Source organism: uncultured Spongiibacter sp. (assembly GCF_964011655.1).
GTDB lineage: Bacteria > Pseudomonadota > Gammaproteobacteria > Pseudomonadales > Spongiibacteraceae > Spongiibacter > Spongiibacter marinus.
On record NZ_CAXGPO010000015.1, the window covers coordinates 21426 to 47128 of the forward strand.

At 56.3% G+C, this 25703-nt stretch carries 23 protein-coding genes; 13 read left to right on the top strand and 10 right to left on the bottom strand.

Translation table 11 applies throughout. The features are described from left to right. Position 1 precedes the first annotated feature (1 nt). On the bottom strand, positions 2–373 hold the full coding sequence (locus ABNS66_RS09050; protein WP_286695848.1) for a nuclear transport factor 2 family protein: 372 nt from the start codon (positions 371–373) through the stop codon (positions 2–4). Positions 374–469: 96 nt separating this feature from the next. On the opposite strand from ABNS66_RS09050, the gene ABNS66_RS09055 reads away from it, so the two are divergent. Both ABNS66_RS09055 and ABNS66_RS09060 read left to right on the top strand, forming a co-directional pair. Beyond that, positions 470–1924, top strand: a complete 1455-nt coding sequence (locus ABNS66_RS09055; RefSeq protein WP_286838076.1) for a cytochrome P450 — start codon at positions 470–472, stop codon at positions 1922–1924. A 35-nt stretch (positions 1925–1959) separates the two neighbouring features. Continuing rightward, positions 1960–2568 carry a TetR/AcrR family transcriptional regulator gene (locus tag ABNS66_RS09060; protein WP_286838074.1) on the top strand — a complete coding sequence of 203 codons (609 nt, stop codon included), beginning with the start codon at positions 1960–1962 and terminating at the stop codon, positions 2566–2568. Here ABNS66_RS09060 and ABNS66_RS09065 read toward each other — a convergent pair. After that, complete coding sequence (locus ABNS66_RS09065; protein ID WP_286838072.1) at positions 2557–4047, bottom strand: FAD-dependent oxidoreductase; 1491 nt, start codon at positions 4045–4047, stop codon at positions 2557–2559. The two genes, ABNS66_RS09060 and ABNS66_RS09065, sit on opposite strands and share 12 nt — an antisense overlap. Before the next feature lie 89 nt (positions 4048–4136). Here ABNS66_RS09065 and ABNS66_RS09070 point away from each other — a divergent pair, with 89 nt between their 5' ends. The 3 genes from ABNS66_RS09070 to ABNS66_RS09080 all read left to right on the top strand — a co-directional run bounded on the left by ABNS66_RS09070 (position 4137) and on the right by ABNS66_RS09080 (position 8203). Continuing rightward, entirely contained in the window at positions 4137–4742 is a 606-nt protein-coding gene (locus tag ABNS66_RS09070) for a TetR/AcrR family transcriptional regulator (protein WP_286695844.1), read from the top strand. Between the two features lie 95 nt (positions 4743–4837). Further along, a complete protein-coding gene (locus ABNS66_RS09075; protein ID WP_286838070.1) occupies positions 4838–7096 on the top strand; it encodes an ATPase, T2SS/T4P/T4SS family in 2259 nt (752 codons plus the stop codon). Between the two features lie 15 nt (positions 7097–7111). Then, the gene (locus tag ABNS66_RS09080; protein WP_286838068.1) at positions 7112–8203 is read left to right on the top strand and encodes an AAA family ATPase; all 1092 of its coding nucleotides are present in this window, start codon (positions 7112–7114) and stop codon (positions 8201–8203) included. 46 nt (positions 8204–8249) lie between these two features. On the opposite strand, the gene leuA is transcribed toward ABNS66_RS09080, so the two are convergent. Continuing rightward, the gene (gene leuA / locus ABNS66_RS09085; protein WP_286695841.1) at positions 8250–9929 is read right to left on the bottom strand and encodes a 2-isopropylmalate synthase; all 1680 of its coding nucleotides are present in this window, start codon (positions 9927–9929) and stop codon (positions 8250–8252) included. A 297-nt stretch (positions 9930–10226) separates the two neighbouring features. Here leuA and ABNS66_RS09090 point away from each other — a divergent pair, with 297 nt between their 5' ends. Genes ABNS66_RS09090 through ABNS66_RS09100 form a run of 3 tightly spaced genes read left to right on the top strand, consistent with a single transcriptional unit; the run spans position 10227 to position 11555 of the window. Continuing rightward, complete coding sequence (locus ABNS66_RS09090; protein WP_204995898.1) at positions 10227–10688, top strand: Lrp/AsnC family transcriptional regulator; 462 nt, start codon at positions 10227–10229, stop codon at positions 10686–10688. Between the two features lie 25 nt (positions 10689–10713). After that, on the top strand, positions 10714–11079 hold the full coding sequence (locus tag ABNS66_RS09095; RefSeq protein ID WP_286838066.1) for a Rieske (2Fe-2S) protein: 366 nt from the start codon (positions 10714–10716) through the stop codon (positions 11077–11079). A 38-nt stretch (positions 11080–11117) separates the two neighbouring features. Next, the gene (locus ABNS66_RS09100; RefSeq protein ID WP_204995897.1) at positions 11118–11555 is read left to right on the top strand and encodes a DUF2721 domain-containing protein; all 438 of its coding nucleotides are present in this window, start codon (positions 11118–11120) and stop codon (positions 11553–11555) included. 25 nt (positions 11556–11580) lie between these two features. On the opposite strand, the gene ABNS66_RS09105 is transcribed toward ABNS66_RS09100, so the two are convergent. Beyond that, positions 11581–11985, bottom strand: a complete 405-nt coding sequence (locus ABNS66_RS09105; RefSeq protein ID WP_204995896.1) for a PilZ domain-containing protein — start codon at positions 11983–11985, stop codon at positions 11581–11583. A gap of 106 nt (positions 11986–12091) precedes the next feature. On the opposite strand from ABNS66_RS09105, the gene ABNS66_RS09110 reads away from it, so the two are divergent. From ABNS66_RS09110 to ABNS66_RS09120, 3 genes are all read left to right on the top strand, one after another. Beyond that, positions 12092–13372: an NAD(P)/FAD-dependent oxidoreductase gene (locus tag ABNS66_RS09110; RefSeq protein WP_286838063.1), complete on the top strand. Its 1281-nt coding sequence runs from the start codon at positions 12092–12094 to the stop codon at positions 13370–13372. Between the two features lie 66 nt (positions 13373–13438). Then, entirely contained in the window at positions 13439–15580 is a 2142-nt protein-coding gene (locus tag ABNS66_RS09115; protein ID WP_286838061.1) for an acetyl-CoA hydrolase/transferase C-terminal domain-containing protein, read from the top strand. Positions 15581–15811: 231 nt separating this feature from the next. Beyond that, a complete protein-coding gene (locus tag ABNS66_RS09120) occupies positions 15812–16150 on the top strand; it encodes a hypothetical protein (RefSeq protein WP_154653854.1) in 339 nt (112 codons plus the stop codon). Positions 16151–16241: 91 nt separating this feature from the next. Here the strand turns inward: ABNS66_RS09120 and ABNS66_RS09125 are convergent, their stop codons facing one another. Continuing rightward, positions 16242–18044, bottom strand: a complete 1803-nt coding sequence (locus ABNS66_RS09125; RefSeq protein ID WP_027873664.1) for an acyl-CoA dehydrogenase C-terminal domain-containing protein — start codon at positions 18042–18044, stop codon at positions 16242–16244. Positions 18045–18301: 257 nt separating this feature from the next. Between ABNS66_RS09125 and ABNS66_RS09130 the strand changes: the two genes are divergently transcribed. Further along, entirely contained in the window at positions 18302–19423 is a 1122-nt protein-coding gene (locus tag ABNS66_RS09130) for an enoyl-CoA hydratase/isomerase family protein (protein ID WP_286838059.1), read from the top strand. Between the two features lie 14 nt (positions 19424–19437). Here ABNS66_RS09130 and ABNS66_RS09135 read toward each other — a convergent pair whose 3' ends face one another. Then, positions 19438–20289, bottom strand: coding sequence for an alpha/beta hydrolase (locus ABNS66_RS09135; protein ID WP_286838057.1), 852 nt, complete (start codon positions 20287–20289; stop codon positions 19438–19440). 219 nt (positions 20290–20508) lie between these two features. On the opposite strand from ABNS66_RS09135, the gene ABNS66_RS09140 reads away from it, so the two are divergent. After that, complete coding sequence (locus ABNS66_RS09140) at positions 20509–20712, top strand: DUF2061 domain-containing protein (RefSeq protein ID WP_027873667.1); 204 nt, start codon at positions 20509–20511, stop codon at positions 20710–20712. Here the strand turns inward: ABNS66_RS09140 and ABNS66_RS09145 are convergent. The 4 genes from ABNS66_RS09145 to acnA form a co-directional block, all read right to left on the bottom strand. Further along, positions 20701–20883: a hypothetical protein gene (locus ABNS66_RS09145; RefSeq protein ID WP_286838055.1), complete on the bottom strand. Its 183-nt coding sequence runs from the start codon at positions 20881–20883 to the stop codon at positions 20701–20703. The two genes, ABNS66_RS09140 and ABNS66_RS09145, sit on opposite strands and share 12 nt — an antisense overlap. 28 nt (positions 20884–20911) lie before the next feature. Then, complete coding sequence (locus ABNS66_RS09150; protein ID WP_204995889.1) at positions 20912–22501, bottom strand: carbon-nitrogen hydrolase family protein; 1590 nt, start codon at positions 22499–22501, stop codon at positions 20912–20914. Between the two features lie 34 nt (positions 22502–22535). Further along, positions 22536–22850 (bottom strand): hypothetical protein, encoded by a 315-nt coding sequence (locus ABNS66_RS09155; RefSeq protein ID WP_286838053.1) that lies wholly within the window; start codon positions 22848–22850, stop codon positions 22536–22538. Positions 22851–22927: 77 nt separating this feature from the next. Further along, positions 22928–25576 carry an aconitate hydratase AcnA gene (gene acnA / locus ABNS66_RS09160; protein WP_348655304.1) on the bottom strand — a complete coding sequence of 883 codons (2649 nt, stop codon included), beginning with the start codon at positions 25574–25576 and terminating at the stop codon, positions 22928–22930. Positions 25577–25703 lie beyond the last annotated feature (127 nt).

A 25703-nucleotide genomic window follows, 5' to 3' on the forward strand; every position in this document is an offset into this window, starting at 1 on the left:
CTCAACTGCTGAAGGGCGCCATATCAAAGTAGTCCCGCCACTGCTGAATTAACCCGTCGCGCAATAGAAATACCCCCATAACAGGCAGGTCAATGGCCTTGCCTGCCAGGTTTATTCGGTCTGTGCGTTCATTCATGACAACGCCATTTGCGTCATCGCAAAGCTGGTGGTGCACAATGAATTCAATGTCTTCCAGGCTGTTGAGAAAACCCTCGATAAATTCGCGTATGGCGGCTTTGCCAATGTGTGGCGGCCCCATAGGAATGTTGCAGTATTCGGCGTCCTCGTGAAAGAAACCCATGATCTGTTCGAGATTTCGCTGGTTCCACGCCTGCATAAACTGGTCGATTATTTGCTGATTCTTGTCGTTCATTGCTTGTGTCTCGCCGTTATTATTTTCTGGTTTACAGTGTAAGCTTGCTCGGGTAGTTTTACCAGTACCTGCAATGAAGCTTGCTGAGGCTCTGCTATGAATCGTCCGTTTTACCACAGTCGCCGTCGTTTACTTTCTCACCTCATTGAGCGGGGAATGCGGTTATCGGCGCGACGCTATACCCGTCGCACAAAGCGAGTTGACAGCCCAGGCGTCGAGACCGCCACGGGAAATATCGCCGTGGGGCAGCCCACGCGCCCGGAAGATTTTCGCCCGCTGGAAGACGCCTGTTTTCAGAACCCCTATGCCTTTTACAAAATGCTGCGCGACGACTACCCGGTTTACCAGTTGCCCAATGGCATTTACTGCCTATCCCGGTATCAGGATATTGTTGAGGTGAGCCGGAACACTGACGTTTTTTCGTCTACCCATCAGGGCGTGATTGCAGGGCTAAAGCCTGGACACAGTGTCGAGCGCGAGGCGGCGAAGTTGCGCCCCCTTGAAATGATGGGAGTGATACCCAGCGACGTGTTGGCGCTGTCTGATCCGCCGGCCCATACCGCCGAGCGCAAGGTCGGGCATCGCGGTTTAAATGCGCGGGTGGTCAAGGCCATGGAAGACGAGGTGACGGCACTTTGTCGGGAAATGATGGATGCGGTCATCGACAGGGGGGAACTTGAGTTTATGCGCGACTTCGCCTGGCGGTTGCCCATGCGACTGATCATTCGCATGCTGGGCTTTCCCGAAGCAGACTATGAAAAAATAAAAGACTGGTGTGTGCACGGTATTGCCACACAAAGCGGTATCGCTCAGGGGGCGGCGCTAGCCCGCAGTCAGGCAGAGCTGGTGGTGTTTTATCGCTATTGCTGGCAGCAATTTATACTGGCCAAGCGGCGGCCACGCGATGATCTTAGCGCGGTGTTTGTGCAGGCGGCCACGGGCGAAGATGCGGTGATGGCTGAGCACACCGCGGTTTCCGCGATAATGCAGTTGCTGATCGCCGGGTCGGACTCCTCCGCGACCAGTATGGGAAATGCGCTGAAATTGTTAATTGAAAACCCCGATATCCAGGCGCAGCTGCGCGAGGATTTGGATGGCTTGCTGCCGGTCTTTATCGAAGAGGTCTTTCGCCTTGAAGCGGCCTTTCAGGGGCATTTTCGTTGGACCAAGAGCGCGACGCAATTGCACGGTGTACACTTGCCCGCCGACAGCCGGGTGTTTCTAATGTGGGCGGCGGGGAATCGCGACGAGCGCGTATTCACGGCGCCCGATGACATTCGTCTTGACCGCAGCAACGGCAAAAAACACCTGACATTTGGTCACGGTATACACGCCTGCATTGGTCGCGAGCTGGCGCGCATGGAAATTCGTATCGTATTGCGTGAGTTTCTGCTGCGCACCGAAAACCTATCCCTGGCGGGACCATCCCCCTATGTGGCGTCGATGTTTGCACGCACATTGCAGTGCTTGCCGATCCGCTTTACCGCTAAGCGCGGGCTCGCTGGCGGTGGTGGGGGAGCCGAGCGTCGTGACCACGCCGGAGCGGCATAGTTGTGTTGGCTACAAATAAGATAAGTCGAGGTGATATGAGTGGCAGTTTGAATCGCCAGCGTTTTGTGGATGCTGCGCTAGACGTGATTGCCGATGTTGGCGTTGATAAATTATCGATGCGCCGTGTTGCCAGTCAGCTGGGGGTTTCCGCAATGGCGATGTACAAGCATTTTGCGAATAAAGATGAGTTGCTGGGGGCAGCCTTTGAAGAATTTATCGCTCGCGCGGAGGTGCTGCCCGATGACCAATTGCCCTGGGATGAATGGCTGATTGTGAGCGCGCGGGGCATGTACCAGGCGCTGTGTAGCGAAATGTCCTGGGTGCCCTGGCTGGGAAAGTTGCGCCTTGGCGGCAACGCGCTCCGGGTGACAGAACGCTTTGCCGCCAAGCTGGCGGAAAGTGGATTGGCGACAGATGCCTCGGTGAGGGTCTATATGGCGACTATTCAGCTCGTGGTCGGCGCTGTGTGTATGCGGGCCTCTTTGCATGCCGGCCATTGGCAACAGGGCGAGGCTGCGGCGGCGATGCCTGAGGCACTGTCGCCGGAGATCTTTACAGGCTTGGCAAATGCGGTTGCTCAGGAGCCCATCGACATATCCTTACCCCTGTTGATTGAGGGGGTTCGCCACCAATTACTGGCTTAATGCCGCCTGCCGGCCCGCCAGTCGACCGAAAAATGTCGCATCACCCACCGACATGCCGCTGGCGTATCCCTTTGCGGTGCGCGGCAGGCCCGCGGTTGCACGGCCTGCGGCGAAGAGGCCGGGGATCGCCCGGTTGTCGACATCGAGTACTTCGCCATTACAACGTGTTTTTAAGCCGCCAAGCGTAAAGATTAGCGGGCCATTGGTGCCCGGCATAATGATTGCGCGCATTTCACTGGCGGAATACTCCAGCAGGGCGTAAGGCGGTTTATTGAGCGGCTTTAGCCATTCGGAGGTTTTGTGGAAGAGCGGGTCGCGCCCTTCACTGGCATGTCGATTAAAATAGTCGACAGTATCTTCCAGCGCGCCGGGGGGGAAGGGGGCTTCTGATGCCACTTCAGCGATGCTGTTACCGCTGGCGATCAGCGGTGCACGCTCGAGGTAATGTGAGGCCTCGTAGTCCTCTTCCTGCACAAGTAAATAGAATTTTTGCTCAGGCTGCTGGCAGGAGTAATGCGCTAACCGGGCAAGGTAGGCATCTTCATTGATGTAACGCTGGCCACGCTGGTTGAGCAGCAGGCCGTAGGTAAGCTTGGCGGGTGGGTAGAGTGGGAACGACATGAAGGCCTGATCCATATTGATGGCTTGGCCACCCGCCGCGAGCCCAAGCTGGATACCGTCGCCCATATCATAGCTATTGCCGTAGGGCACCGCGTATTGATGAATCTCTGGCAGATATTGGCGGGTCATCGCCTCATTCATAACAAAGCCGCCGGTGGTCAACACCACCCCGCGCGTGGCGCGAATCGCGATTTCGCGGTTATCGTGTTTTGCGATAACGCCACAGATTCGCCCCGTATTGTCCGCCAGCAGTGCCAGTGCCCGGCAGTCGTTAACAACGTCCACTCCCGCTTCATCAACGCGCTGCATAATTGCATCCATAAAAATTTTGCCGCCTTCGTCGCCTTCCTTTGAGGGGACGTGGCCACGCGGCACTGGCTCAGCGATGGTATTGAAGGGGTAAGATTTTTCATTGCCGGTAAACAGCAGCGATTCGTCGCTGAGTGGCACCACGGTGCGCTCATGCATTACCGCACGCTTATAGCTAACACCCAGTGACTCTACCCAGTCGAAGTGAGCGGCCGCGCCCTCGGCGTAACAGCGAATTTTTTCGCTGTCGCCGTAGGGGCCCAGCGCTTCGTGTAGGTAGGCGAGCAGGTTTTCAGTACTGTCGTGTATGCCCAGGTCTTTCTGCAGCGCGGTGCCGCCACTGCCGCCGAGATACATTTCGCAGCTGGATAACGCGGTGGCACCGCCACCGGCGCTGGCGCGCTCAATAATACAGACCTTCGCGCCGGCCGCGGCAGCCTCAAGGGCCGCGGCAGCGCCAGCGCCCCCGTAGCCGCAAATTAACACGTCGGTGGTGATATCAAAGTGAGTAACGGATTCAATCGGGCGTATGCGGGCGTTCGCTGCCATCTTTCAGGACCTCATTATTGTTGTTTGTGACGTCGATAATTTTAACTTATCATTTGATAAGTATTAATGTCGAGTCAAAAGAGCGCCCCATGGCTAAGCCGTCATCACGAAATCACATTATTGCTGTTGCCACCGAGCTGTTTGCCGAGCGTGGTCTGTCGGTGTCGCTGCGGGAGGTCAATGAGGCGGCGGGTCTGAGCGCTGCGGCCGTTCACTATCACTTTAAAAACAAGGGGGCGTTGATCGATGCGGTGCTTCGCAGCCGCATGCGACCCAAGGCCGAGCGAGAAGGGCAGCTACGACAATTGGCCACTGCGCCCAAGGTCACCATCGACGATATTGTTCGGACCTTGCTTGCGCCGCTGCGCGAGGTGTTGTCGGAAGACGCCATCGCAGGGCGGCAGTATGCCAGGGTGATTGCCCGGGTGTACGCCGAGCAGTCGGAAGAGCTTCCTTTGCTGGATGAATTCCTGTCGCCAGCCAATGCGCTGATTGCCATGCTCGCGCAACAGCGCCCGGATCTGTCATTGCTGCAGTGCCGACTCCGCTATGGCTTCGCTGTGGAAGCGATGCTCAATACACTGTCTTGCGTACACTTCCCCAGCCCCTTTGGTGGTGATGAGGTGGCGGACGATATGGCCATGTTGTTTGATGAGTTACAGCAGTTTTTGGTGGCGGGTTTGTCGGCGCCATAGCGGATCTGCGAATTCACGTTCTATTGCGAATAGCCACCACCAAAGCATTCTGTTATTAGTGTCTGGGAGTTTGTTTGCCAGCAAAGGATAGCGGTATGTCCACCGAGCTAAATCAGCCTTGGTATGAGCGCGCCATTGCCGGAGTGGATCGCCGGCATTTCGTCAATAACAGTCAAGCTGACCTGGTTGTCGGGCGCAGCATCCCCCCAAAAGACCTGGTTGCCCGCAGCTTAGCCTTGCTCACCCTGCCGGAAAAGGCCCGCGTGCTTCATCTGGGGGCGGGTGTGGGATATGCCACGGCGGTGTTGGCCCAGATTGCCGATCGCGTGATTGCTATCGAAAGCAATCCAGCGCTGGCCGAGATTGCTAAACAGAAGTTGGTTGCGTTAGATGCGAGCAATGTTGAACTGCGCGTTGGCGACGCCAGTGCCGGGGCGCCTGAGGACGGCCCTTTTGATGTAATTTGGGTGTCAACGCCGGCGATTACTGAACGTGAATCCCTGTGGGAGCAGCTCGCTGAGCGTGGCCAGTTTCTCTGCATGGAAATGGGTGAAGCCTCGCGGTTGGTGCTGGTGAAGTACCAGAACCGGGGACATCATAAAATCGCGCGCACCGAACATGGCTATGTCGATATCGCTCCGACAGAAGACCAGATATTTGTCGAGCTCGGCATGGTAACGCCTGAGGTGCTGGCACAGGCGAGGGCGCAGGCGGAAAAAAATAACAGCTTGATTGTCGATGAAATCAGCAAGCTGCAACACCTTGATGAATTAAAGCTATACCGCTCAATGGCGAAGCAGTGCGGCCTGCCGTTGCAAAGTATGGAGCAACTGCTCAGTAAAGTTGATCCCCGGGTTTTTTCGCGGTTTTCACAGGCATTTCTGGATAATTTGCAGGCCATTCCCCTGTGTGTTGAGCGCGGGCGTTTGCTGGTTGCCTGCACACGGCCAGGCACCTCGATGCGCGAAATTCAGCTGGTTTTTCCCGAGTTAAAAATCGAGAAAATACTGGTTACCCCCGTTGATTATCGACGCTTGTGGAGCTCGCTAACACGCGGCGCAAAAGGGGGGAAAGATGCTGGTGAGCAAGAACGACCGTCTGACGACAAGACCGATAAAGACCTACTGGACAGCGAAACCGGTGAACCTGATGCGCGCCTGGTCGCCGTCTATGAGGCGCTGCTGCTTGACGCTGTCGCGGACCGCGCCAGTGATATTCACTTAGAAAAATACCGAGACCGGGTGCGGGTACGGCTGCGGGTGGACGGCGAGCTGCGTGATTTGCACCACTACCAGATTAGTGCTGCGGGCTATCGCGGTTTAGTCAATGTGGTGAAACTTCGCGCCGAAATGAATATTGCCGAGCGGCGTTTGCCCCAGGGCGGTCGGTCGCAGGTGCGAGTAGGGGATGCGCGTTTCGATTTGCGGGTTCAGGTGCAGCCTTCGCTGCACGGCGAGCACGTGGTTATCCGTTTGTTGCCGCAAAATTCGCCGCTGATCAGCATCGACAGTTTGGGGATGTCGCCGCTGGTGGCAGGGCACTATCGCCGCTTGCTGAACAACCCCGCAGGTTTGGTGTTGGTGGTGGGGCCAACCGGGTCGGGTAAAAGCACTACCTTAAATGCTGGCCTGCAGATGCTTGCCGACGATGCGCGGCGAAAAGTCATTACCGTGGAAGACCCCATCGAGTACTCCATTGACGACATTCAGCAGACGCGTGTGCGGCCCGAGATCGGTTTCAGTTTCGCCGATGCGATGCGCTCCTTTGTGCGTCAGGATCCGGACGTCATTCTCGTTGGGGAAATTCGCGACCACGAGACGGCGCTGGAGTCGATACGCGCTTCGCAGACGGGGCATATTGTCCTGTCCACACTGCATTGCAACGATGCCATTGATGCCGTTCAGCGTTTATTTGATCTCAATGTGCACCCCAACTCGCTGGCCAGCGAGTTGCTCGCAGTGATTGCCCAGCGCCTGGCGAAACGTATTTGCCCGCATTGTAAATACGAGGCGGAGCCCGAGCCGGACATACTCAAGGAACTCTTTCCCGGCGACGCGCCCAAGCACTTTCGTAGCTACAAAGGCAAAGGTTGTGAGCGCTGTCATGGCAGTGGCACGCACGGGCGGGTGGCAGTGGTCGAGTATTTACAACTGAACGCTGAGCTGCGCGACAGTATTTCCCGCGGTCGTCCTGTGGGTGAGCTGCGTGCTCAGGCGCTGGATTCAGGGTTAATCACGATGCGTGACTCCGCTCTCGACCAAGTAATTGCCGGCAACATCCCTTTGTCTGAATTACCCCGTATTTTGCCGGAGGAGCGTATGGCACCGGAGAAGCGCGGCCAGTGGCAACGCTAATTGCGAGGACCAGCAATGACTGAAAAATCAATTCAACGCCCGGCGGCAGAGGATGCCTACCGCGATGAGCTTGCGCTGTTAAAGCAGCGGGATCAGGAACCGGTACCGCCCGGTTGGTGCCTGTCTCCCTACGCCGTTGAGCAATTTATAATGGGAGATGCCGAGTTAGGTATCGAGCGTAAGTTTGTCGCGCCCCAGGCGCTGCTTAGCCGCGTGATTATTTCGTTGGCCACCAACCGAGGAGTCATGTTGATTGGCGAGCCGGGCACGGCTAAGTCTTGGTTGTCAGAGCTATTGGCCTGTGCCATCTCTGGCCATTCCAAACTAACGATTCAGGGCGGTGCGATCTCTGATTACCGCCAGCTACTCTACGATTGGAATCAGGCCATTTTGCGGCGCGATGGGCCGTGTCGTGAGGCCTTGATTCCAGGGCCTATTTATCGCGGGATGGCAGCCGGGCAATTGGTGCGCTTTGAGGAATTGGCGCGTTGCCCGCAGGCGGTGCAAGACGCCATCCTATCGGTAATGTCTGAGCGTCAAATGCAGATTCCCGAACTGGAAGGAGAGGATGCGACGCTCTATGCGCGCGAGGGTTTCAATATTATCGCCAGCTCTAACTCTCTGGATCGCGGCCTGTTTGATATGAGTGCGGCACTGAAACGCCGGATGAATTTTGAGACCATCGCGGCGATTAATGACCTTGCCGATGAAATGGATGTTGTCCAGCGCGAGGCGGGGAAATTACTTCGCGGCAGTGGTGTCTCGATGGACATCGAGCCGATGATCGTCGAGATGCTGGTAACGGTATTTCATGAACTTCGCAACGGTCAAACCCTGAGTGGCCGCAGTACTGACCGTCTCGCGGCGGCGGTAATGTCCACCGCGGAAGCGGTTTCGGTGTTGCATGCAATGGCGGTATACGCCTATTACTACCGCGATGGCGTCATGCAACCAGCCGACTTGATCCACTTCCTGCTGGGCGCGGCGCTAAAGGACAATCCGCAAGACCGGCGGCGCGTGCGCCATTACTTTGAAACAGAAGTGGTGAACAAGCAGGGCAGTCACTGGCAGGCGCTGTATGAACAGCGCCATTTACTAAAAGATTGATCGAGCCACCACCGCTCACCGCTCCCGTGCTCGGTGGCGGCAGCGTTTAGCTTGCTTTTAGCTGCTCGGCATATTGGCTTTGCGCTGCGGCGTTGATAACGGCGTGTAAGGACGCACTCACCACATCGTTGTTCACCGCCACGCCGATATAGCGCTGCTTGTTAATGCTCAGCAACACGTAGGCTATCGCTTCTGACGCAGTGCCTGATTTCAGGGCGTGCTCGCTGTAGTCGATCACTTCCACCGCGTCGCCATAGCGCTGTTGCCAGGCATCGGTCAGAGCACTGATCGCGCCATCGCCTTCACCTTCCAGGGAAACCGCTTGGCCGTTGATATGGGTGACCAGTTTAAGCCGGTCGTGGCCGTGATGGCTGGCATTGTCCTGACTAATGGAGAAATTCTGCAGTGACTGCTGCCCCTCAGGCTGAAGGTAACTGGCGGCGAAGACCGACCAAATCTCGGCTGCACTGAGCTCTCCCGATTGGGCCTCGGCTTCGGCCTGTACTTTCCGGCTGGCGTCAATTTGCAGCCAGCGCGGCATGTGCAGGCCGTAGTCGTTCTCAAGCACCCAGGCAACACCGCCCTTGCCAGACTGACTGTTAATCCGTATCACAGCCTCGTAGTTGCGACCCAGGTCAGCCGGATCAATAGGCAAGTAGGCAACGTCCCACTGAGCATCTTTGTCCTGCTGGGCGAGGCATTTTTTTATCGCATCTTGATGGCTGCCCGAGAACGCCGTGAACACCAACTCACCGGCGTAAGGGTGGCGGGGGTGCAAGGGAATCGCTGTGCAGTGCTCAACCACCGAGATGATTTCGTCCATATCGGAGAGGTTCAGCTTGGGGTCAATGCCCTGGCTATACAGATTCATCGCCATAGTGACGACATCCATATTGCCGGTGCGCTCGCCATTGCCAAGCAAGGTGCCCTCAATGCGGTCGGCGCCTGCCATCAATGCCAGTTCGGCAGCCGCAACCCCGCAGCCGCGATCATTGTGAGTATGAATCGACACCCGGTAGTCTGCGCGGTACTGACTGTGGCGGCAGAAGTACTCGACCTGGTCGGCGAATACATTGGGAGTGGCGCATTCTACGGTCGCGGGCAAATTGACGATGAGAGGTTTACCACTGTCACGCCACTGAGCGATAACCGCATCGCAGACCTCAACGGCGTAGTCGACTTCGGTACTGCTAAAACTTTCGGGTGAGTATTGAAAGGTCCACTGGGTTTGCGGGTAGCGCTCAGCGTATTCCCGAACCCATTTCGCCCCTTGAACGGCGATGGCTGTAATACCCGCTTTGTCGAGACCAAATACCCGTTCGCGCTGCACGGGGCTGGTGGAGTTGTAAACATGGACAATGGCGCGCTTGGCACCCTCCAATGCTTCGAAGCTGCGAGCAATCAAGCTCTCGCGCGCCTGCACCAAAATTTGGATAGTGACGTCGTCAGGTATACGTTGCCCCTCTATCAAGGCGCGTACAAAGTCGAAATCGGGCTGGGATGCAGAGGGAAAGCCAACTTCAATTTCCTTAAAACCGAGCTTGACCAGCAAGTCCCACATACGCAGTTTTTGTTGCACGGTCATCGGTTCAACCAGGGCTTGGTTGCCATCGCGCAGATCAACTGAACACCAATCGGGGGCGCGATCGATAACGCGGCTTGGCCACTGTCGATCATCTAAGGCGATGGTGGGGGTGGGGCGGTATTTGCTGTGGTCAAAAGTCATCTCAGTTCCTGTCGTGAGGCTTGGCCTCATAGTTGTTTTTTAGCCCGCGGGTAGCGGGCTGTTTTTTTTCAGCCTTGTGGGCCTTTTAACGCGTCGGAGTCGCGGGGTGTTGCGGCTCGTTCGGTGTGGGTGGAAGCGGTAACTTCCTGTAGTTGGGCTACGTGGAACAGTGTAGGGAAAACGGCAGGGCAGGCGATTGCGAAGTGCTGGTTAATTTGGGGTGAAAATTCTTTTTTATTGCCAATATTGCTTTTATTTTGGAATAATATTGCTATTGATCGTTATTTGGTGGTTTTTATGAATATAGATCGCTATGACAGAGCAATTTTGAGTGCCCTGCAGAATGACGCGCGCCTTAGTAACCAGGAGTTGGCTGATCATATTGGCTTGTCGCCGTCGCCCTGCTTGCGGCGGGTGCGGCGCCTGGAGGAAAGTGGCTTAATCGAAGGTTACCGGGCCCTGCTCAATGCCCGCCAACTGCAACTTAAGTTGATGGCCTTCATCCATATCAGCATGGACAAGCACACGCCTGAGCGCTTTGAGAATTTTGAGAAGAAAGTGGCCAATTGCGACGCAGTATTGGAGTGCCACCTGATTACCGGCCAGGATGCCGACTACCTGCTAAAAGTGATCGTCGAAGATATGGACGGGTTTCAGGCCCTGTTGCTGGAACAGATTACTCGAATAGAAGGCGTAAGCGGCGTACACTCGAGCTTTGTAATGAAGTCGCCAATCAGTAAAACGGCGCTACCTATTTAGCGTAAAATGACGAAGGGGTGATGATATGGGCGGTCAGTTTATTGCTTCGCTTGAAGAGGTGAAGGACGGGGAATTTCTCAAGCGGGAAGTCGATGGCAAAAAGGTATTGCTAACCCGTGTGAACGGGCAAATCGCCGCTGTCGAAAACCGCTGCCCGCACCTGGGCTTGCCGCTGGCGAAAGGGGAGATTTGTGATGGCGCCGTTACCTGCCCTTTTCACGGTAGCCGCTTTGATTTGCTCAGTGGTGAGAACCTGGATTGGACGCACTCTTTCTTTGGGGCAGAGCTGCCTAAATGGAGTCATAAGCTGATTGCATTGGGTAAAGCCCCGCAAGATTTACATACCTTTGATATCGAGTGTGTTAATGGTGCGGTGTATCTGCGCGGGTAAGGTATGTTGTGCTTTTTGTGTAAGGGCTTGAGATAGTAATGGCGGTAGATATTTCCGTTGTCCCGATTACCCATGCCATTCAGCAGGCGGTTGCGCCGGTATTTTTGCTGGCGGGCATCGGCGCAATATTAAATGTGCTCACCAATCGCTTAGCCAGGATTATTGACCGGTCGCGTAATTTGCACGCCAGGCTGGAGATGGTCGGGCCGGAGAAATCTGAGACAATACACGCTGAGTTGGTTGTGCTCACCAAGCGCGCTCGGGTGGTTAATCGCGCTATTGGTTATGGCACGGTGAGTGCCTTGCTGGTGTGTACGGTGATTGCGACGCTGTTTATCAGTGCTGTGGGCGAATGGAATAGCGGTATGTTTGTCGTTGCGCTGTTTGTGTTGGCAATGTTGTTTCTTATTGTTTCGCTTTTGAGTTTCTTGCGAGAGATTCAAATGGCGATGAAAGTGATCCTCAACGGGCCGTGACGACGCCAGCGCTTTTTACTGTCGCTTACGCGTCTTTGTCGTCGGGCGCTTCGGCCCGCGGCACTTGGTGTTGTTTGCTAACCTTCTGCAGCATAAATACCGGGTAGTGCTTGCGAATATAGGTTTGTTCGCGAAACAGCTGCCCAACATCCAGGCTTTTGTCGAGGGCAATTGCCAAACCGTCACTGTCTTGCCGAATAGCCACACCTTCAGCTTCCAGCGTTTTTCCGTCATGAAAGATAATGACGCCGCTGAGCCGGGTGGAGATAGCTAAGTCGGGCTCATTGACCGCCGCGATTTTTAGCCCCTTTTCTGAGACATCAATGACCGAGTAGCGCTGACCGGAGTGCGCGTGAAAGGGGGGCTGTTCATTATCTGGGTAGGGCACCCGGAAATACCGTCGCTGGCTAGGCGGCTTTTGTTCGCTCATTGCGTTTTCCCTTCATCTCTGAGCATGAGCATAGCAGAAACCGTATCCGGCAGCGTGCGACAGCGGTTTACAGAATTTATTTACTTTTACTATTTGGAGAAAATCTATGACCGACAAAATCGTCATTGTGGGAGGTGGCGCCGGAGGCCTGCCGCTGGCAAGTAGCCTGGGTAAAAAACTGGGGCGCCGGGGCCGTGCAGAAATCACGCTGGTGGATAATTCTGCCAGCCATATCTGGAAACCTCGCTTCCACGAGGTGGCCACGGGCGCAATTGATGCAGACTTAGACGCGGTGGATTATCGAGCCCATGCCCGGCGCAACCACTACCATTTTGCCTTGGGCAAGATGCAGAGCGTGGACAGGGAGAACAAGCAGTTGGTGTTGGCGCCTCATTGCAATGCAGCGGGCGAGGAAGTCTTGCCTGAGCGACGACTGGACTACGATTATCTTGTGTTGGCAGTGGGCAGTCGCGGGAACGATTTCAACACGCCCGGTGTGCGCGATCATTGCTTGTTCCTGGACAGCCGCGCGCAGGCGGACCGCTTTCACGACCGTTTTCTCGATCTGTGTTTGCGCGCCAACCATCGCGCCGAGCCACTTTCTATCGCCATTGTTGGCGGCGGCGCAACCGGCGTTGAGTTAGCGGCGGAGATTCATCACGCCGTTGCCTTGTTGAAACTTTACGGACATGAGCAACTGGATCGCAGTCGCCTGAGGGTGGATGTTATTGAGGCGGGTCCCAGCTTGTTGCCGGTGCTTAAGCCGGCACTGGCGGCGACGGTGAAATCTGAGCTGGAGAAAATGGGGGTGAATGTTCACCTGAATACCAAGGTGAAAAGCGCTGATGCCGAAGGCTTTGTTACCGCCGACGATCAGCGCATTGATGCGGACATCCGGGTTTGGGCGGCCGGCATCAAGGCGCCATCGTTTTTGGCAGAGCTCGGTTTGGCGCACAATCGCATCAACCAGCTGATGGTTTCGTCCACCTTGCAGACCGAAGAACCCAGTATTTTTGCCATTGGGGACTGTTGCGCCTGTGAGATGTCGGAAAACAAATTTGTGCCACCGCGCGCGCAGTCTGCCCAGCAAATGGCTAAACACCTGTCCAGGAACTTGCAGCGACAAATTGCCGGCGAGGCGCTAAAACCTTTTACTTACCGCGACCATGGTTCCCTGGTATCGCTCTCCAACTACACCGCGGTAGGGAGCCTGATGGGAAGTTTGCGTGGCGGCTCGGTATTTGTAGAGGGCTGGTTGGCACGAATGATGTACATCAGTTTGTACCGCATGCATCAAGTCGCCCTTTATGGCTGGATCCGCACGGCGATGCTGCTGCTCGCCGGGCGTTTTAATAAACTGTGGCGCCCGCGCCTAAAACTACATTGACGTAGCGCTGGCCGCTGCTGCGTCGGGGTGCTAAAAAGGAAGGCACACGACAAGCAGGAGGCAGTAGTGGACGGACAACATGAGCAGGCCACTGCCCGCAAGGCGCAGTGGTTGCACTCCGAAGCAGAGTGCGTTGAGCAGGTGCGCCAGCGCTTGGGTAATACATTAACGCTGGCGCTACCGCTGGGCTTGGGCAAGCCCGTTGCCTTGGTCGATGCGTTTTACCAACAAGCCTGCAAGCACCCTGAGCTTTCCCTTACGGTGATGACGGCGCTTACCCTGGAGCGTCCGCAAGAGGACGACCCGGTACGCGGGCGTTTATTAACGCCGGTATTTGAACGCCTGTTTCGCCGTTATCGCGAGCCCTTGTATACCACTGCTGAACGTCGCGGCGAGCTACCGCCGAATGTGCAGGTGCACGAGTTTTATTTTAAGGCTGGTGCCCGCCTTGGTAATCCGATAGCGCAACAAAACTATGTAAGTAGCAACTATACCCATGCGGCTCGTGATATCAGTGAGCGCGGTTGCAATGTGGTCATGCAGTTGCTCGCCCGGCATGCCGATGGCCGGCTGAGTATGAGTTGCAACCCGGATACCTCCAATGCCTTGCTAGAGCGATTGCGCGCAAAGGCTGAGCCATTTGTCGCTATTGGCGTGGTACACGACGAGCTGCCCTTTATGGTTGGCGATGCCGAAGTTAGTGAACAGCATTTTGACTATCTGTTGAACAATGACAGCCAGCAGCACGGCTTGTTTGCGGTGCCGCGTTTGCAGCCGGTTCCCGCTGCCGACTACGCAATTGGGCTGATCGCCAGCAGTTTGGTTAAAGATGGTGGAACGCTTCAACTGGGCATTGGCAGTATGGGGGACGCCATTGTGCAGTCGCTAATGCTCAGGGATCAGCGCAATGACAGCTATCAGCAACTGCTAAAGCAGTTGGGTGTTAACGCCTCGCTCAGCGATCAAGTAGGTGGGCGTTTACCGTTTGAACACGGCCTTTACGGCGCCACCGAGATGTTTGTGGAGGGCTTTCTTTCGCTGTTCGACAGCGACATTTTACGCCGCGAAGTATACGACTTCTGGGCGTTGCAGCAGCTGATTAACGAGGGGCGTTGCCAGCCCGACAATTTGCAGGCGGACTGTTTGACCGCGATGGCAGATGTCGGTGTGCGAGAGCTGCGCGGCAAGGACTTTGAGGTATTGCAGTACCACGGTTTTTTCCGGGATGACTGCCGCTATCGCGAGGGCCGCCTGATCGCGGCAAGTGGTGAATCCTGCGCGGCGAATATGGCGAATCCGTCGAGTCAGCGGTTTATCGCCGAACACTGTCTGGGAAGGGCGCTGCGCAATGGAAAAGTATTGCACGGGGGCTTCTTTCTGGGCAGCGAAGACTTTTACGCTCGATTGCGCGCGCTACCAGAGGAGCGCCGTCGACAGCTTGCGATGTGCGGTGTCGATAAGATCAATCAACTCGATCTGAACCCACGGCTATTCCGTGCGCAGCGGCGCGACGCACGCTTTATCAACACAGGGTTGAATGTGAGCTTAAACGGCGCCGTCGCCTCCGATACATTGGAGAGTGGCCAGGTTATTTCCGGTGTTGGCGGGCAATACAATTTCGTTGCGATGGCCCACCAACTTCAAACGGGGCGCTCTGTGCTGATGATCCGCTCGCATCGTCAGGGCGCTTCCGGCCCGGAGTCGAATATTGTGCCGCACTACGGCGCCTGCACCATTCCGCGTCACCTGCGGGACCTTATTGTTACCGAGTACGGTGTTGCCGATTTGCGGGGTAAGTCAGATCGCGAGGTAGCCGAGGCGCTTATTGCCATTGCCGATAGTCGATTCCAGCCTGAGTTGATCCGCTATGCGCAGCAAGCGGGTAAGCTTCCCGCTGACTTTGTATTGCCTGAGTCGCAGCGCGGCAATACGCCGCAGCGCATTCAGACAATCATTGCCCGTGCGGCAGAGCAGGGCCTGTGTCCGCCGTACCCACTGGGCTGCGATTTTAGTGATGTTGAGCTGCGCGCGGCTAAACGGCTTCTCAAGGTAAAGAATATGAGCGCCTTGCAGCGATGTCGCACATTGTTGCAGTCAACGCCGATAGATAGTGCCTCAGATGAACTGTTAGAGTTGCTCGCGCTGAAGCAGGTAAGCGGGCTAAAACAGCGCCTTTTGCGGCGACTATTGCTGGCAGTCGACGATTGAATTTGTGGCTCTGCTCACATTTTGAACAATTGGCTTGTTGGTCATTGAGCTCCGCAAGTTATTGATAATGAGGCTAAATATAGTCGTTAGCGATAGTGGGGTAGGGGAAAATGCCTGCTGCTGTCGCCGCCTGTTTTCGCTAGTGTGAAGGCTACTGAATTGCACGCCGCGACATAAGTTCTTGTTTGCGACGGCCCAGCGAAAAGCAATAGGTGACGTATGAAGGCAGTAATGGCAACGAAAGTATTGATTGGGTGTTTGAGCGTGTCGGCGTGGTGTTATGGCGCGGAACCTGAGCAGTGCTTGAACTGGACAGTTGAAACCCATAATTCCGCCTCGAAAGCCTCCAGTTGCGCCTATTACATGCGCGACAAGGTGTCCACTCGCTTCCTCGTACAAAACCAGTGTGAGAGTAGAGTGTCAGGGGTTTTCAGTTACACGCGAGAAGATGCGGTACGGCCGCTGAGTGTACAGGCCTTTGATGTTGAACCGGGGGAGGTTGAAGAGGTGGCGAACCCTTGTGACGAAGCCGGTGACTGGCGCATTCAGGTGTCGCAAGTCAGTTATTGAGAGCCTGCCTTGTCGCCGCCCTGTTGCGGTAGTTTTCGCCAGACAAAAAAAAGCGCTGCATATTTGCAGCGCTTTTTTTATGCCAGAAGACCTAGCGAAGTTCGAAGCGAGCCGGGTCCATGCCCATAACGCTTTCGGTGCTGCTGTCCATTGACGCTGCGTGAGCTTTCGCGCGAGGTAACAGGCGAGAGAAGTAAAACTCAGCCGTTTCCAGCTTGGCTTTGTAGAACTCGCTGTCGCCTTCACCGGCTTCCAGCTTGTTCGCGGCGACTTCTGCCATCATCGCCCAGTAGTAGGCCATAGACAGATAGCCTGAGTACATCAGGAAGTCATAGGACGCGGCTGATACGGCATCGCGGTTACGGCTGGCGCGCGCGACCATTTTGATGGTTTTCCAGTTCAGGCCCAGGGTGTAGCCAATCAGCTTGGCACTGTGGCCACGGCGCTTGCCGCTGATCAGGTTTTTGAAGCCAAATTTGTAAAGCTTTTTGCTGAAGCCTGCGTACAGTTTAAAGCCATCCAGAACCACTTTTCGGCCGATCAGGTCCATCGCCTGAATACCGGTTGTGCCTTCGTACATGGTGGCAATACGTGCGTCGCGGTAAATCTGCTCCATGCCGTGCTCAGTGATGAAGCCGTGGCCACCGTAAACCTGCATGGCATTGCTGGCAGATTCCAAACCGGTTTCTGTCAGGAAGGCCTTCAGGATAGGAGTTAAGAAGCCCAGCTCGTTTTCCGCTGCGTCGCGCTCTTCCTGAGTGTTGGCGTGAACCATTACGTCAGAGTATTTGGCGGCGTCGTAAATCATTGCGCGGCCACCTTCAGCAAAGGCGCGAGCTGTTAACAGCATGCGGCGCACATCGCCGTGGTGGATGATTGCATCGCCGGCTTTGTCGGGGTTTTTAGTGCCTGACAGGGCGCGCATAGAGTGGCGCTCCATCGCGTAGGGCCAGGCGTTCTGGTAAGCCAACTCTGACGCAGCCAGGCCTTGGATGGCCGTGCCGATACGGGCGGTATTCATGAAGGTGAACATGGCCGCCAAGCCTTCGTTCTCTTTGCCCAGCATATAACCGGTGGCATCGTCGAAATTGATAACGCAGGTCGCGTTGCCGTGGATACCCATTTTCTTTTCGATGCTGCCACAGGCAACGCCGTTGCGCTCAGTGATGTTGCCGTCGTTGTCAGACAGGAACTTGGGCACGATGAACAGGGAAATACCCTTTGTGCCTTCCGGTGCGCCGGGTGTGCGGGCGAGTACAATGTGGACAATATTTTCGGCCAGGTCGTGTTCGCCAGCAGAAATAAAGATCTTGGTGCCGGTCAGTTTGTAACTGCCGTCTTCTTGTGGTTCGGCCTTGCTCTTCATTTGACCGAGGTCAGAACCGCAGTGGGGTTCGGTCAAGCACATGGTGCCGGTCCAGGTGGCTTCGCAGAGCTTGCGCAGGTAAAGGCCTTTCTGCTCTTCAGTGCCGTGTACGTAAAGCGTGTTCATCGCGCCGAGGCTCAGGCCTGGGTACATGCCCCAGCTCCAGTTGGCGGTGCCGACCAGCTCTGATTTGATCAAACCCATTGACATCGGCAGGCCCTGGCCGCCGTATTCTGCAGGGTGAGACAAGCCCTGCCAGCCGCCCTCTACCCACATATCGTAGGCTTCTTTGAAACCGGGAGGAGTGGTGACTTCGCCGTCTTTCCATACACAGCCGTGCTCGTCGCCGCTTTGGTTGAGAGGCGCAAGGACTTCTTCAGAGAATTTTGCCGCTTCGCCAATGATGGCATCGATCATGTCGGGGGTGGCTTCTTCGCCGCCGGGGATCTGGGCATAGTGTGCTTGGTAGTCGAGCACATCGTTGATCACAAAATCGATATCGCGTACCGGGGCCTTGTAAGTAGTCATGGCTGCCTCGTGGTTGTATATTCGCTGTCGGAGGAATTCCCAGTGAGGAATTCAGCTAGGTGGCGGAGCATAACGAAAGCGTTGCGGCGACAAATTGGCCGTGCCAACCAATAAAAAATGACAATTGGGTCAATGTAGACACGAGCTGTTGTCAAAAAAGCGCGAGGCCGTTGGCTCAGCGGCGCCCGCTATGCTTGAGAGATATGCGGTCAGGAGGGATACTGGGGGTTCGCGTTCTCGCAGGTGGAGTTGTCAGCATGAATGTTGATTTTTCAATTTGCATGGAGCGCCATCCGCTACCCGCGGGTGGCTATTTGGCCCAGCTTACGCTAAATGCGCCGTCGCGGCGCAATGCCATTACCCCGGAGATGGCCGAGCGTTTGCACCGGGCGCTTCTTGGCCTGCGCGACGACCCCGAGGCGGTGGCAGTACTGCTCGATGGCGCTGGCGACGGCGGTTTTTGCGGCGGTGCTGATGCTCAGCGTATGTTGGCGTCGGCACTGGCCAATCCGGGGGGCGCCGCCGTCGAAGCGGAGGCCTTTCTGTGTTGCGGCTATATTTCCACGTTTTTGATTCACACTTTCCCAAAACCAGTAATTTGCTGGGGTGACGGCAGAGTAATGGGGGCCGGCCTGGGCCTGATGGCGGGTGCCAGCCACCGCATTGTCACTGAGCACAGCCGCTTATCGGTGCCCGAGGCGAGTATTGGTTTACTGCCGAACGCGGGCGCGGGCTGGTATTTGGGGAAGATGCCCGGTGAAACCGGTTTGTATATGGCACTGACCGGCGTGCAGCTGGGTGCGGCGGATGCCCTGTATGCCGGGCTCGCCGACTACTGCTGGGCATCGGCGGAAAAATCGACCCTGTTGCGCAGTTTATTGCACTTGCCCTGGTGCGACGACTCCTTGGCGAATCACGAGATGCTGACCGATGCGCTCACTGACTGGGAAGTGGAACAGGGTATTTGCTTGCAGCACGCGCCGCTGAAAACGCACCGGCAATGGATAGACCAGCATTGCCGTGAATCCTGCCCGGCAAGCCTTGAGTCCGCTTTAGCGGGCGCCGCGCCGCGCGACGCCTGGCTGTCGGAGTCGCTGGCGGGCCTTCGTCGAGGCGCCGCGAGTGCCCATAAACTAATTGTTCGCCAGTTTGAGCGCAGTCGCGGTTTGGGGCTTGCCGATGTGTTGCGTCTGGAAATGACCCTGGCAGCGAACCGGCTTCGCGACCCGGAGTTTGCCGAAGGGGTGCGCGCGCGCTTCAAAGACCGCGACCAGGACCCTCACTGGTGCTACCGCAGCGTCGCCGAGGTGCCAGACGAGGAAATTGAAGCGCTTTTTGTGCCGCCCTGGCAGCAGCACCCCCTGACCGCGCTGGGATAAGAGGCACCGGGCGTTTATTGCGCTTCAGCCAGGATGTCCTCGTTGGTGTCTATTTGACGCGGCGCCGATATCCAGTTGTCGAGAGCATCTAGCATGTCGCTGCGCCGCCGTTTCAGGCCACTAAATGCCAGCAGCGGCGCAACATGGCCACCGTCGCTTACAAACAACTCCGCAGAACTTCCCGCTGACTGCAGTAATTCAACCAGCCGCTGACTATTGCGCACACTAACCGTCGTGTCGTCGCGACCGTGTATGAGCAGCGCTGGCGGGTGACTGGCGCTGACAAAGTTCACCGTGTTGCCCTCTGGGTAACGCTCTGGTGGGCCGAAGATCGCCGCCACCTTCTTTGCCTTCGGTGGCAGGAAGTCGTAGGGGCCAGATAGCCCGAAGACACCACTCAGCCACGCTGGGCTGCCACCTTCTGCACGAAGGTAACGTTCATCCAAGGCGAGCATCAGGGCACTGTGTGCACCGGCAGAGTGACCACCGACATAGAGTTGCTTCGGGTCGCCGCCGTACTGCGCGGCAATTTTGCGCACGGCTGCCACGGCGCTTGCGGCATCTTCAATAAACGCGGGAAAACGCACTTCGGGGAATAAGCGGTAACTGATGATGACGGCAAGATAGCCTCGCTGAGCCAGGGTCTCGCCCACAAAGCGATACTCGCTGCGCTCGCCAGATGACCAGTAACCGCCGTGAATAAAAACCACCACAGGAAGATTATCGCCCTGCTCGGGGCGATACAGGTCAAACTTGTGTCGGGGGTGCTCGCCATAGGACAGCGCTGGTATATGCGTGGCACCGGAGCCGGGCGTCAGGGCGTTGATAAGATGCATGGCGCAGCCGGTTATTGAAAAAAATGCCATAAGGAGTCCTGTCCACCGAAGAGCACAACTGAGATTGCTGAAAATAGGGCTCATTAGAGCGTGATTCCGTATTGGATAAAAGCGTGTTTACGGTGTGGTGCCGCAGTTGTGATCAGCAGAATAATTTTTGCCTATCAATTTTATAGATATAATCGAATTTATCTATTTTTGGTGCGCGGTTAAGGTGAAAGCCAGCAATGAGGATTGAGGGCAAATACCATGAAAAAAACTCTGAGCTTTGCCGTGATGCATTTCAGCGTGGCCTTTGCCGTGGCTTATATACTGACCGGCAGTGTATTGATCGGTGGGCTGTTAGCCTTGGTTGAGCCTGCAGTGAATACGGTGGCGTTTTACTTCCACGAGCAATTTTGGCAGCGGCTGCAGTCATCCAGACCGCAGCCAGCGGAGGTGTTATCCGTTTAACAGATGCTGTATCAGTGCCACCACGATACCGACGGCAACCAGGGGCAGTATCCAGCGGCTGATCCGCTGTTGCTGCTCAGGGCTTGTTCGCGGCGCGTATTTTTCAATTAGTGGCACAAGCAAAAACAACGAGATAAATATCGCTGCAACAAGGGCTAGCATGGTAGCCATAGCGTCGCCTCTCCTTTATTTAAAACGCCTACTGGCCGCGCCACTTTACCTGGTACAGGTCGTGACGTCGGTCGCGAAGATTCTGTACGGTGCCACTATTGCGGGCGACGTGCAGGCTTTCTGGTCGCAGGTCTGCAATGGCAACGGTTTCGACATTGGGCGTGGTGTCAGCGGCAATACCGTCGCGGGCAAAGGAGAAATCGCAGGGTGTCAGAATGCAGCTCTGTGCATACTGAATGTCCATATTCGCCACGTTGGGAAGGTTGCCGACATTGCCCGACATCACGACATAGATTTGGTTTTCCACCGCCCGTGCCTGACAACAGTAGCGCACGCGCATATAGCTCTGGCGTTCGTCTGTGCAAAACGGCACGAACAGGATCTGAGCGCCCTGGTTCACGAGGTGGCGTGATAATTCGGGGAATTCCGAGTCGTAACAGATCAATACGCCAATGGGACCGCAGTCGGTGTCGATAGTATTCAGGCTGCTGCCGCCCTCAATATTCCACCAATACGCTTCGTTGGGGGTCGGGTGGATTTTCGGTTGCTCGTCGATGCGGCCATCGCGATGAAAGACATAGGAGATATTTTCCACCCGTCCATTGGCGACGCGGGTAGGGTGGGAGCCGCCGATAATATTGATGTTGTAGCGCACGGCGAGGTCTTGCATGGCTTCGCAGTAGCGCGGCGTGTATTTGGTCAGGGCTTCAATGGATTCCGCTGGGCTGAGCTCTTGGTCTTCAATGGAGAGGAGCTGGAGGGTAATCAGCTCAGGGAAGACCACAAAATCCGCTTTGTAGTCGGCGACGACATCGACGAAGTATTCCACGAAGGACATGAACTCCGCGAACGACTGCACTTTGCGCTGCATGTATTGCACTGTGCCAACGCGCACGGTATCCGCTTGCCTGCCACCAAATTCGCTGGTTTGGGTGATATAGGTGTCTCTGGCGATCTTCGGGTTGTGCCATACCAGGTGGGCGCCAAAGCCCAGCGAGTCGCGGTCGGCGCTGAGGTAGTTTTCAACCACGCCCAAGACCTCAAAACCGTTGCCAATCTGGAATGACAGTACCGGGTCGCGCACCTGTTTTTGCATTACAGCGTCAAGGTAGGCCTCGGCACTGCCGAAACGGCGCAAACGCTTGGCCAGCCCTGGCAGGCGACCGACAAAAACAATGCCCTTCAGCGACAGGGACTCGCAGAGTTTTTTACGGGCATTGTAGAGCCGTTGGCCAATGCGATAACCGCGCACACTTTTATCGACGCACACCTCCATGCCATACAGCCATTCGCCATTGGGGTCGTGCCGGGTGCCGTAGCCATTGGCCGTTATCGACTCCCATGTGTGGGGCTGCAGGCACACTTTGCCGCTGACGCGAAACGTGGCGCAGTAGCCGACGATGTCTTCGTCGAGGGTGACCACAAACTTCCCCTCCGGGAAGTGGCTGAGCTGACCGCGCAGTTCTGCCGGTGAGTAGGGGTCGATGCCGGTGCCCTGATACACCCGACGGGACAAATTGACGATGCCTGGAATATCGCCGCGTTGGGCGGTTCTTACATGCAGCCGTTTGCCCGAGGCGGTGAGCTTTTCGCCGCCTCGTGAAGCCGATTTTGCCATTCTATGATCTCGCTAGCGTACGGGAAGGTGGGAGCTATTCACTGGTTTTCGCGCTGGACGCACGGCGCTTCGCAGGCGTTTTACGGGCGGATGGCTTGGTCTTGGTTTGGGTTTTGCTCTCCGAGTCGCGCTTGGTTGCCAGGCCGCTCACTGTTTTCAACAGGCGAGTGGTCATATCCAGCGTTTTCATGCCCTCGGTGAAAGCCGTTTTGGCGATTTGCTGCACCATCTCCGTATCGCCTTCGGTGATGCGTTTTTGCACAGAGTCCCAAATAGGCTGCATATCGGGCAGGCCGACTAAGCGCCGCAGCTCTTCGGGTTCGATCTCCAGTTCTAAATGTACTTTCATTCAAGGTGCTCCTTGTGGATATGCTGAGTATGCCACTGGCAAAGCAAGGGTCAATCACCTGTTGTTCGCGAATCGCATTATTTTTGTAGCTGTCTCAAAACGTACTGCAAAATGCCGCCGCAGCGGAAGTATTCGGCCTCTTGCAGGGTGTCGATCCGGCTGTGGGCAAGCACCTCATGACGACTGCCGTCGGCCCGCGACAGAATAACTCGCACGGCTTGCTTGGGCGTTAATTCAGCGTCGCAGGGAATCAAATCAACCTCTTCCAAGCCATTGAGATCAAGCATGGTCAAGGAAACTTCACCGTCCAGTTCAAGTGGTAAAACACCCATACCAATCAGGTTGGAGCGGTGAATGCGCTCAAAGCTCTCCGCAATCACTGCGCGAACGCCCAGTAGCAATGTGCCTTTGGCAGCCCAGTCCCGGCTAGAGCCCGTGCCGTATTGTTTGCCGGCGATAATAACCAGTGGCGTGTTGCTCGCGCGGTACTTTTCTGCCGCTGCGAAAATGGTGGTGACATCCTCACCATTGGGGGCCAGTGTAAAGCCGCCTTCTTTCTCGACCATGCGATTGTTCAGCCGGGTATTGGCGAAGGTGCCTCGCAGCATCACTTCATGGTTGCCTCGCCGCGAGCCATAGGAGTTAAAGTCAGCAGGCTCGATACCCAGGCTTTGTAGGTAGTGGCCGGCGGGACTGTCGTCGGCGATTTTACCCGCTGGCGAAATATGGTCGGTGGTGATGCTGTCGCCAAATACGCCAAGTATTCTGCCGTTGCGCAAGGCATCGAGCTGTTGCTTGGGGGCGGCAATATCGCTAAAGAAGCCGGGCAGGCGAATATAACTGGAGTCATCTTGCCAGTGGTACGTCTGCCCGGTGGGGGCGTCGAGCTGGCGCCATTCCTCGGTGCCTTTAAAAACGTCGTCGTAGGCCTCTCGATACATGCCACCGCTGACGATTTTGCGCACCTCATGGATTTCTGCGGTGGTCGGCCACAGGTCTCGCAGAAACACCGGTTGCTCCTTGCTGTCGTGCGCGATGGGGTCGCTTTGCAGGTCGATCAAACTGGTACCGGCCAGTGCGAAGGCGACGACCAGCGGCGGTGAAGCCAGCCAGCTCGCTTTAATTTGCGGGTGAATGCGGCCCTCGAAGTTTCGGTTGCCGGAGAGCACCGCCGACACCAGCATATCGCCGTCGTCGATGGCTTTGGCAACAGGCTCCGGCAGCGGACCGGAATTGCCGATACAGGTGGTGCAGCCGTAGCCAACGATATCAAAGCCCAGTGAATCCAAATCGTCCTGCAGGCCGCTATCGGCCAGATACTGGCTGACAACTTTGGAGCCGGGGGCCAGGGAGGTTTTCACCCAGGGTTTAACACGAAGACCGCGCTCGCGGGCTTTGCGTGCCAGCAGCCCGGCGGCGATCATCACGTCAGGGTTGGACGTGTTGGTGCAGCTGGTAATCGCCGCCAACACAACATCGCCGTGCTGCAGGGGTTGGTTCATGTCCGGGATGGGTGTCTGCTGATCGAGGTCGCGCCCCTGCAATTCAATATAGTCGCGCATTGCTTGGCCTAATTGAGGCAGTGCGACGCGGTCCTGTGGCCGACTGGGGCCAGCCAGGCTGGGTTCAACAGCGCTCAGGTCGAGGCTCAATGTGGTGGTAAATACCGGCTTGTCGCCAGCGGAGCGCCACAGCCCCTGCGCTTTGCAATAGGCCTCTGTCAGCGCAATAGTGTCGGCGCTGCGGCCGGAGAGCTTCATGTAGGCCAGAGTGGCGTCGTCGACGGGAAAGTAACCACAAGTGGCGCCGTACTCGGGTGCCATATTGGCGATGGTCGCCCGGTCGGCAACGCTCAGCTCGCCGAGGCCGTCGCCGAAAAATTCCACAAACTTGCCAACAACGCCCTGTTTGCGCAGTAGCTCCACCACGGTCAGCACCAGGTCGGTGGCGGTAACTCCCTCGCGAAGGGCGCCGCGCATTTCAAAACCGACAACATCGGGAACCAGCATGGAATAGGGCTGGCCCAGCAGCGCCGCTTCGGCTTCTATACCGCCCACTCCCCAGCCCAATACTCCCAGGCCATTGACCATCGGGGTGTGGCTGTCGGTGCCCAGGACGGTGTCGGGATAGGCGAGAGGGCCGTCGTCATCCTGCCCTTGAAATACCACCTGCGCTAAGTATTCGAGATTAACCTGATGGCAAATACCTGTGCCCGGTGGCACAACATTGAAGTTTTCAAAGGCGGACTGCCCCCACTTTAAAAACCGGTAGCGCTCGACGTTGCGCTGCATTTCCTTGCTAACGTTTTCCTGAAAGGCCTGGGCGGAGCCAAATTGGTCGACGGTCACCGAGTGGTCGATAACCAAATCCACGGGGATTTGCGGGTTGATTACTGACACGTCGCCACCGCGCTGGGCGACGGCATCGCGCATGGCCGCCAGATCGACTATGGCAGGCACCCCAGTGAAGTCCTGCATCAGTACACGTGCCGGCGAGAAGTTGACATCGGCACCGCCGCTGGCCTTATCTGCCCATTGGCACAGGGTGTCGACGATATGCTCATCGACCTGCGCGCCGTCGAAGTGACGCAACTGATTTTCCAGCAAAATTTTAAGCGACTTGGGCAATCGCTCAACGCCGGGTGAATCGAGTTTTTTTAGGTCGTAATAGCGGAAGTGTTTTCCTGAACAAGTCAGCTCAGAGAGCCATGATTCCCTACTTTTCATTACCGCCCCCTCAATCGTGTGACAACGCCAGTGCAGGCCTAACGGCTTTGACTACAACCCTAGCACAAGGTTGCGTGGATGAAAGCGGCTTGCATTGCCGTGCCGCCGCTAAAGCATCGCGTTTTTC

Coding starts and splice junctions, on each gene's coding strand:
- ABNS66_RS09090 (WP_204995898.1), top strand. CDS start 10,227: ATGAATATAGATCGCTATGACAGAGCAATTTTGAGTGCCCTGCAGAAT.
- ABNS66_RS09070 (WP_286695844.1), top strand. CDS start 4,137: ATGGCTAAGCCGTCATCACGAAATCACATTATTGCTGTTGCCACCGAG.
- ABNS66_RS09100 (WP_204995897.1), top strand. CDS start 11,118: ATGGCGGTAGATATTTCCGTTGTCCCGATTACCCATGCCATTCAGCAG.
- ABNS66_RS09075 (WP_286838070.1), top strand. CDS start 4,838: ATGTCCACCGAGCTAAATCAGCCTTGGTATGAGCGCGCCATTGCCGGA.
- ABNS66_RS09145 (WP_286838055.1), bottom strand. CDS start 20,883: ATGGCTACCATGCTAGCCCTTGTTGCAGCGATATTTATCTCGTTGTTT.
- ABNS66_RS09080 (WP_286838068.1), top strand. CDS start 7,112: ATGACTGAAAAATCAATTCAACGCCCGGCGGCAGAGGATGCCTACCGC.
- ABNS66_RS09125 (WP_027873664.1), bottom strand. CDS start 18,044: ATGACTACTTACAAGGCCCCGGTACGCGATATCGATTTTGTGATCAAC.
- ABNS66_RS09130 (WP_286838059.1), top strand. CDS start 18,302: ATGAATGTTGATTTTTCAATTTGCATGGAGCGCCATCCGCTACCCGCG.
- ABNS66_RS09135 (WP_286838057.1), bottom strand. CDS start 20,289: ATGGCATTTTTTTCAATAACCGGCTGCGCCATGCATCTTATCAACGCC.
- leuA (WP_286695841.1), bottom strand. CDS start 9,929: ATGACTTTTGACCACAGCAAATACCGCCCCACCCCCACCATCGCCTTA.
- ABNS66_RS09055 (WP_286838076.1), top strand. CDS start 470: ATGAATCGTCCGTTTTACCACAGTCGCCGTCGTTTACTTTCTCACCTC.
- ABNS66_RS09155 (WP_286838053.1), bottom strand. CDS start 22,850: ATGAAAGTACATTTAGAACTGGAGATCGAACCCGAAGAGCTGCGGCGC.
- ABNS66_RS09060 (WP_286838074.1), top strand. CDS start 1,960: ATGAGTGGCAGTTTGAATCGCCAGCGTTTTGTGGATGCTGCGCTAGAC.
- ABNS66_RS09110 (WP_286838063.1), top strand. CDS start 12,092: ATGACCGACAAAATCGTCATTGTGGGAGGTGGCGCCGGAGGCCTGCCG.
- ABNS66_RS09150 (WP_204995889.1), bottom strand. CDS start 22,501: ATGGCAAAATCGGCTTCACGAGGCGGCGAAAAGCTCACCGCCTCGGGC.
- ABNS66_RS09050 (WP_286695848.1), bottom strand. CDS start 373: ATGAACGACAAGAATCAGCAAATAATCGACCAGTTTATGCAGGCGTGG.
- ABNS66_RS09120 (WP_154653854.1), top strand. CDS start 15,812: ATGGCAACGAAAGTATTGATTGGGTGTTTGAGCGTGTCGGCGTGGTGT.
- acnA (WP_348655304.1), bottom strand. CDS start 25,576: ATGAAAAGTAGGGAATCATGGCTCTCTGAGCTGACTTGTTCAGGAAAA.
- ABNS66_RS09095 (WP_286838066.1), top strand. CDS start 10,714: ATGGGCGGTCAGTTTATTGCTTCGCTTGAAGAGGTGAAGGACGGGGAA.
- ABNS66_RS09105 (WP_204995896.1), bottom strand. CDS start 11,985: ATGAGCGAACAAAAGCCGCCTAGCCAGCGACGGTATTTCCGGGTGCCC.
- ABNS66_RS09065 (WP_286838072.1), bottom strand. CDS start 4,047: ATGGCAGCGAACGCCCGCATACGCCCGATTGAATCCGTTACTCACTTT.
- ABNS66_RS09140 (WP_027873667.1), top strand. CDS start 20,509: ATGAAAAAAACTCTGAGCTTTGCCGTGATGCATTTCAGCGTGGCCTTT.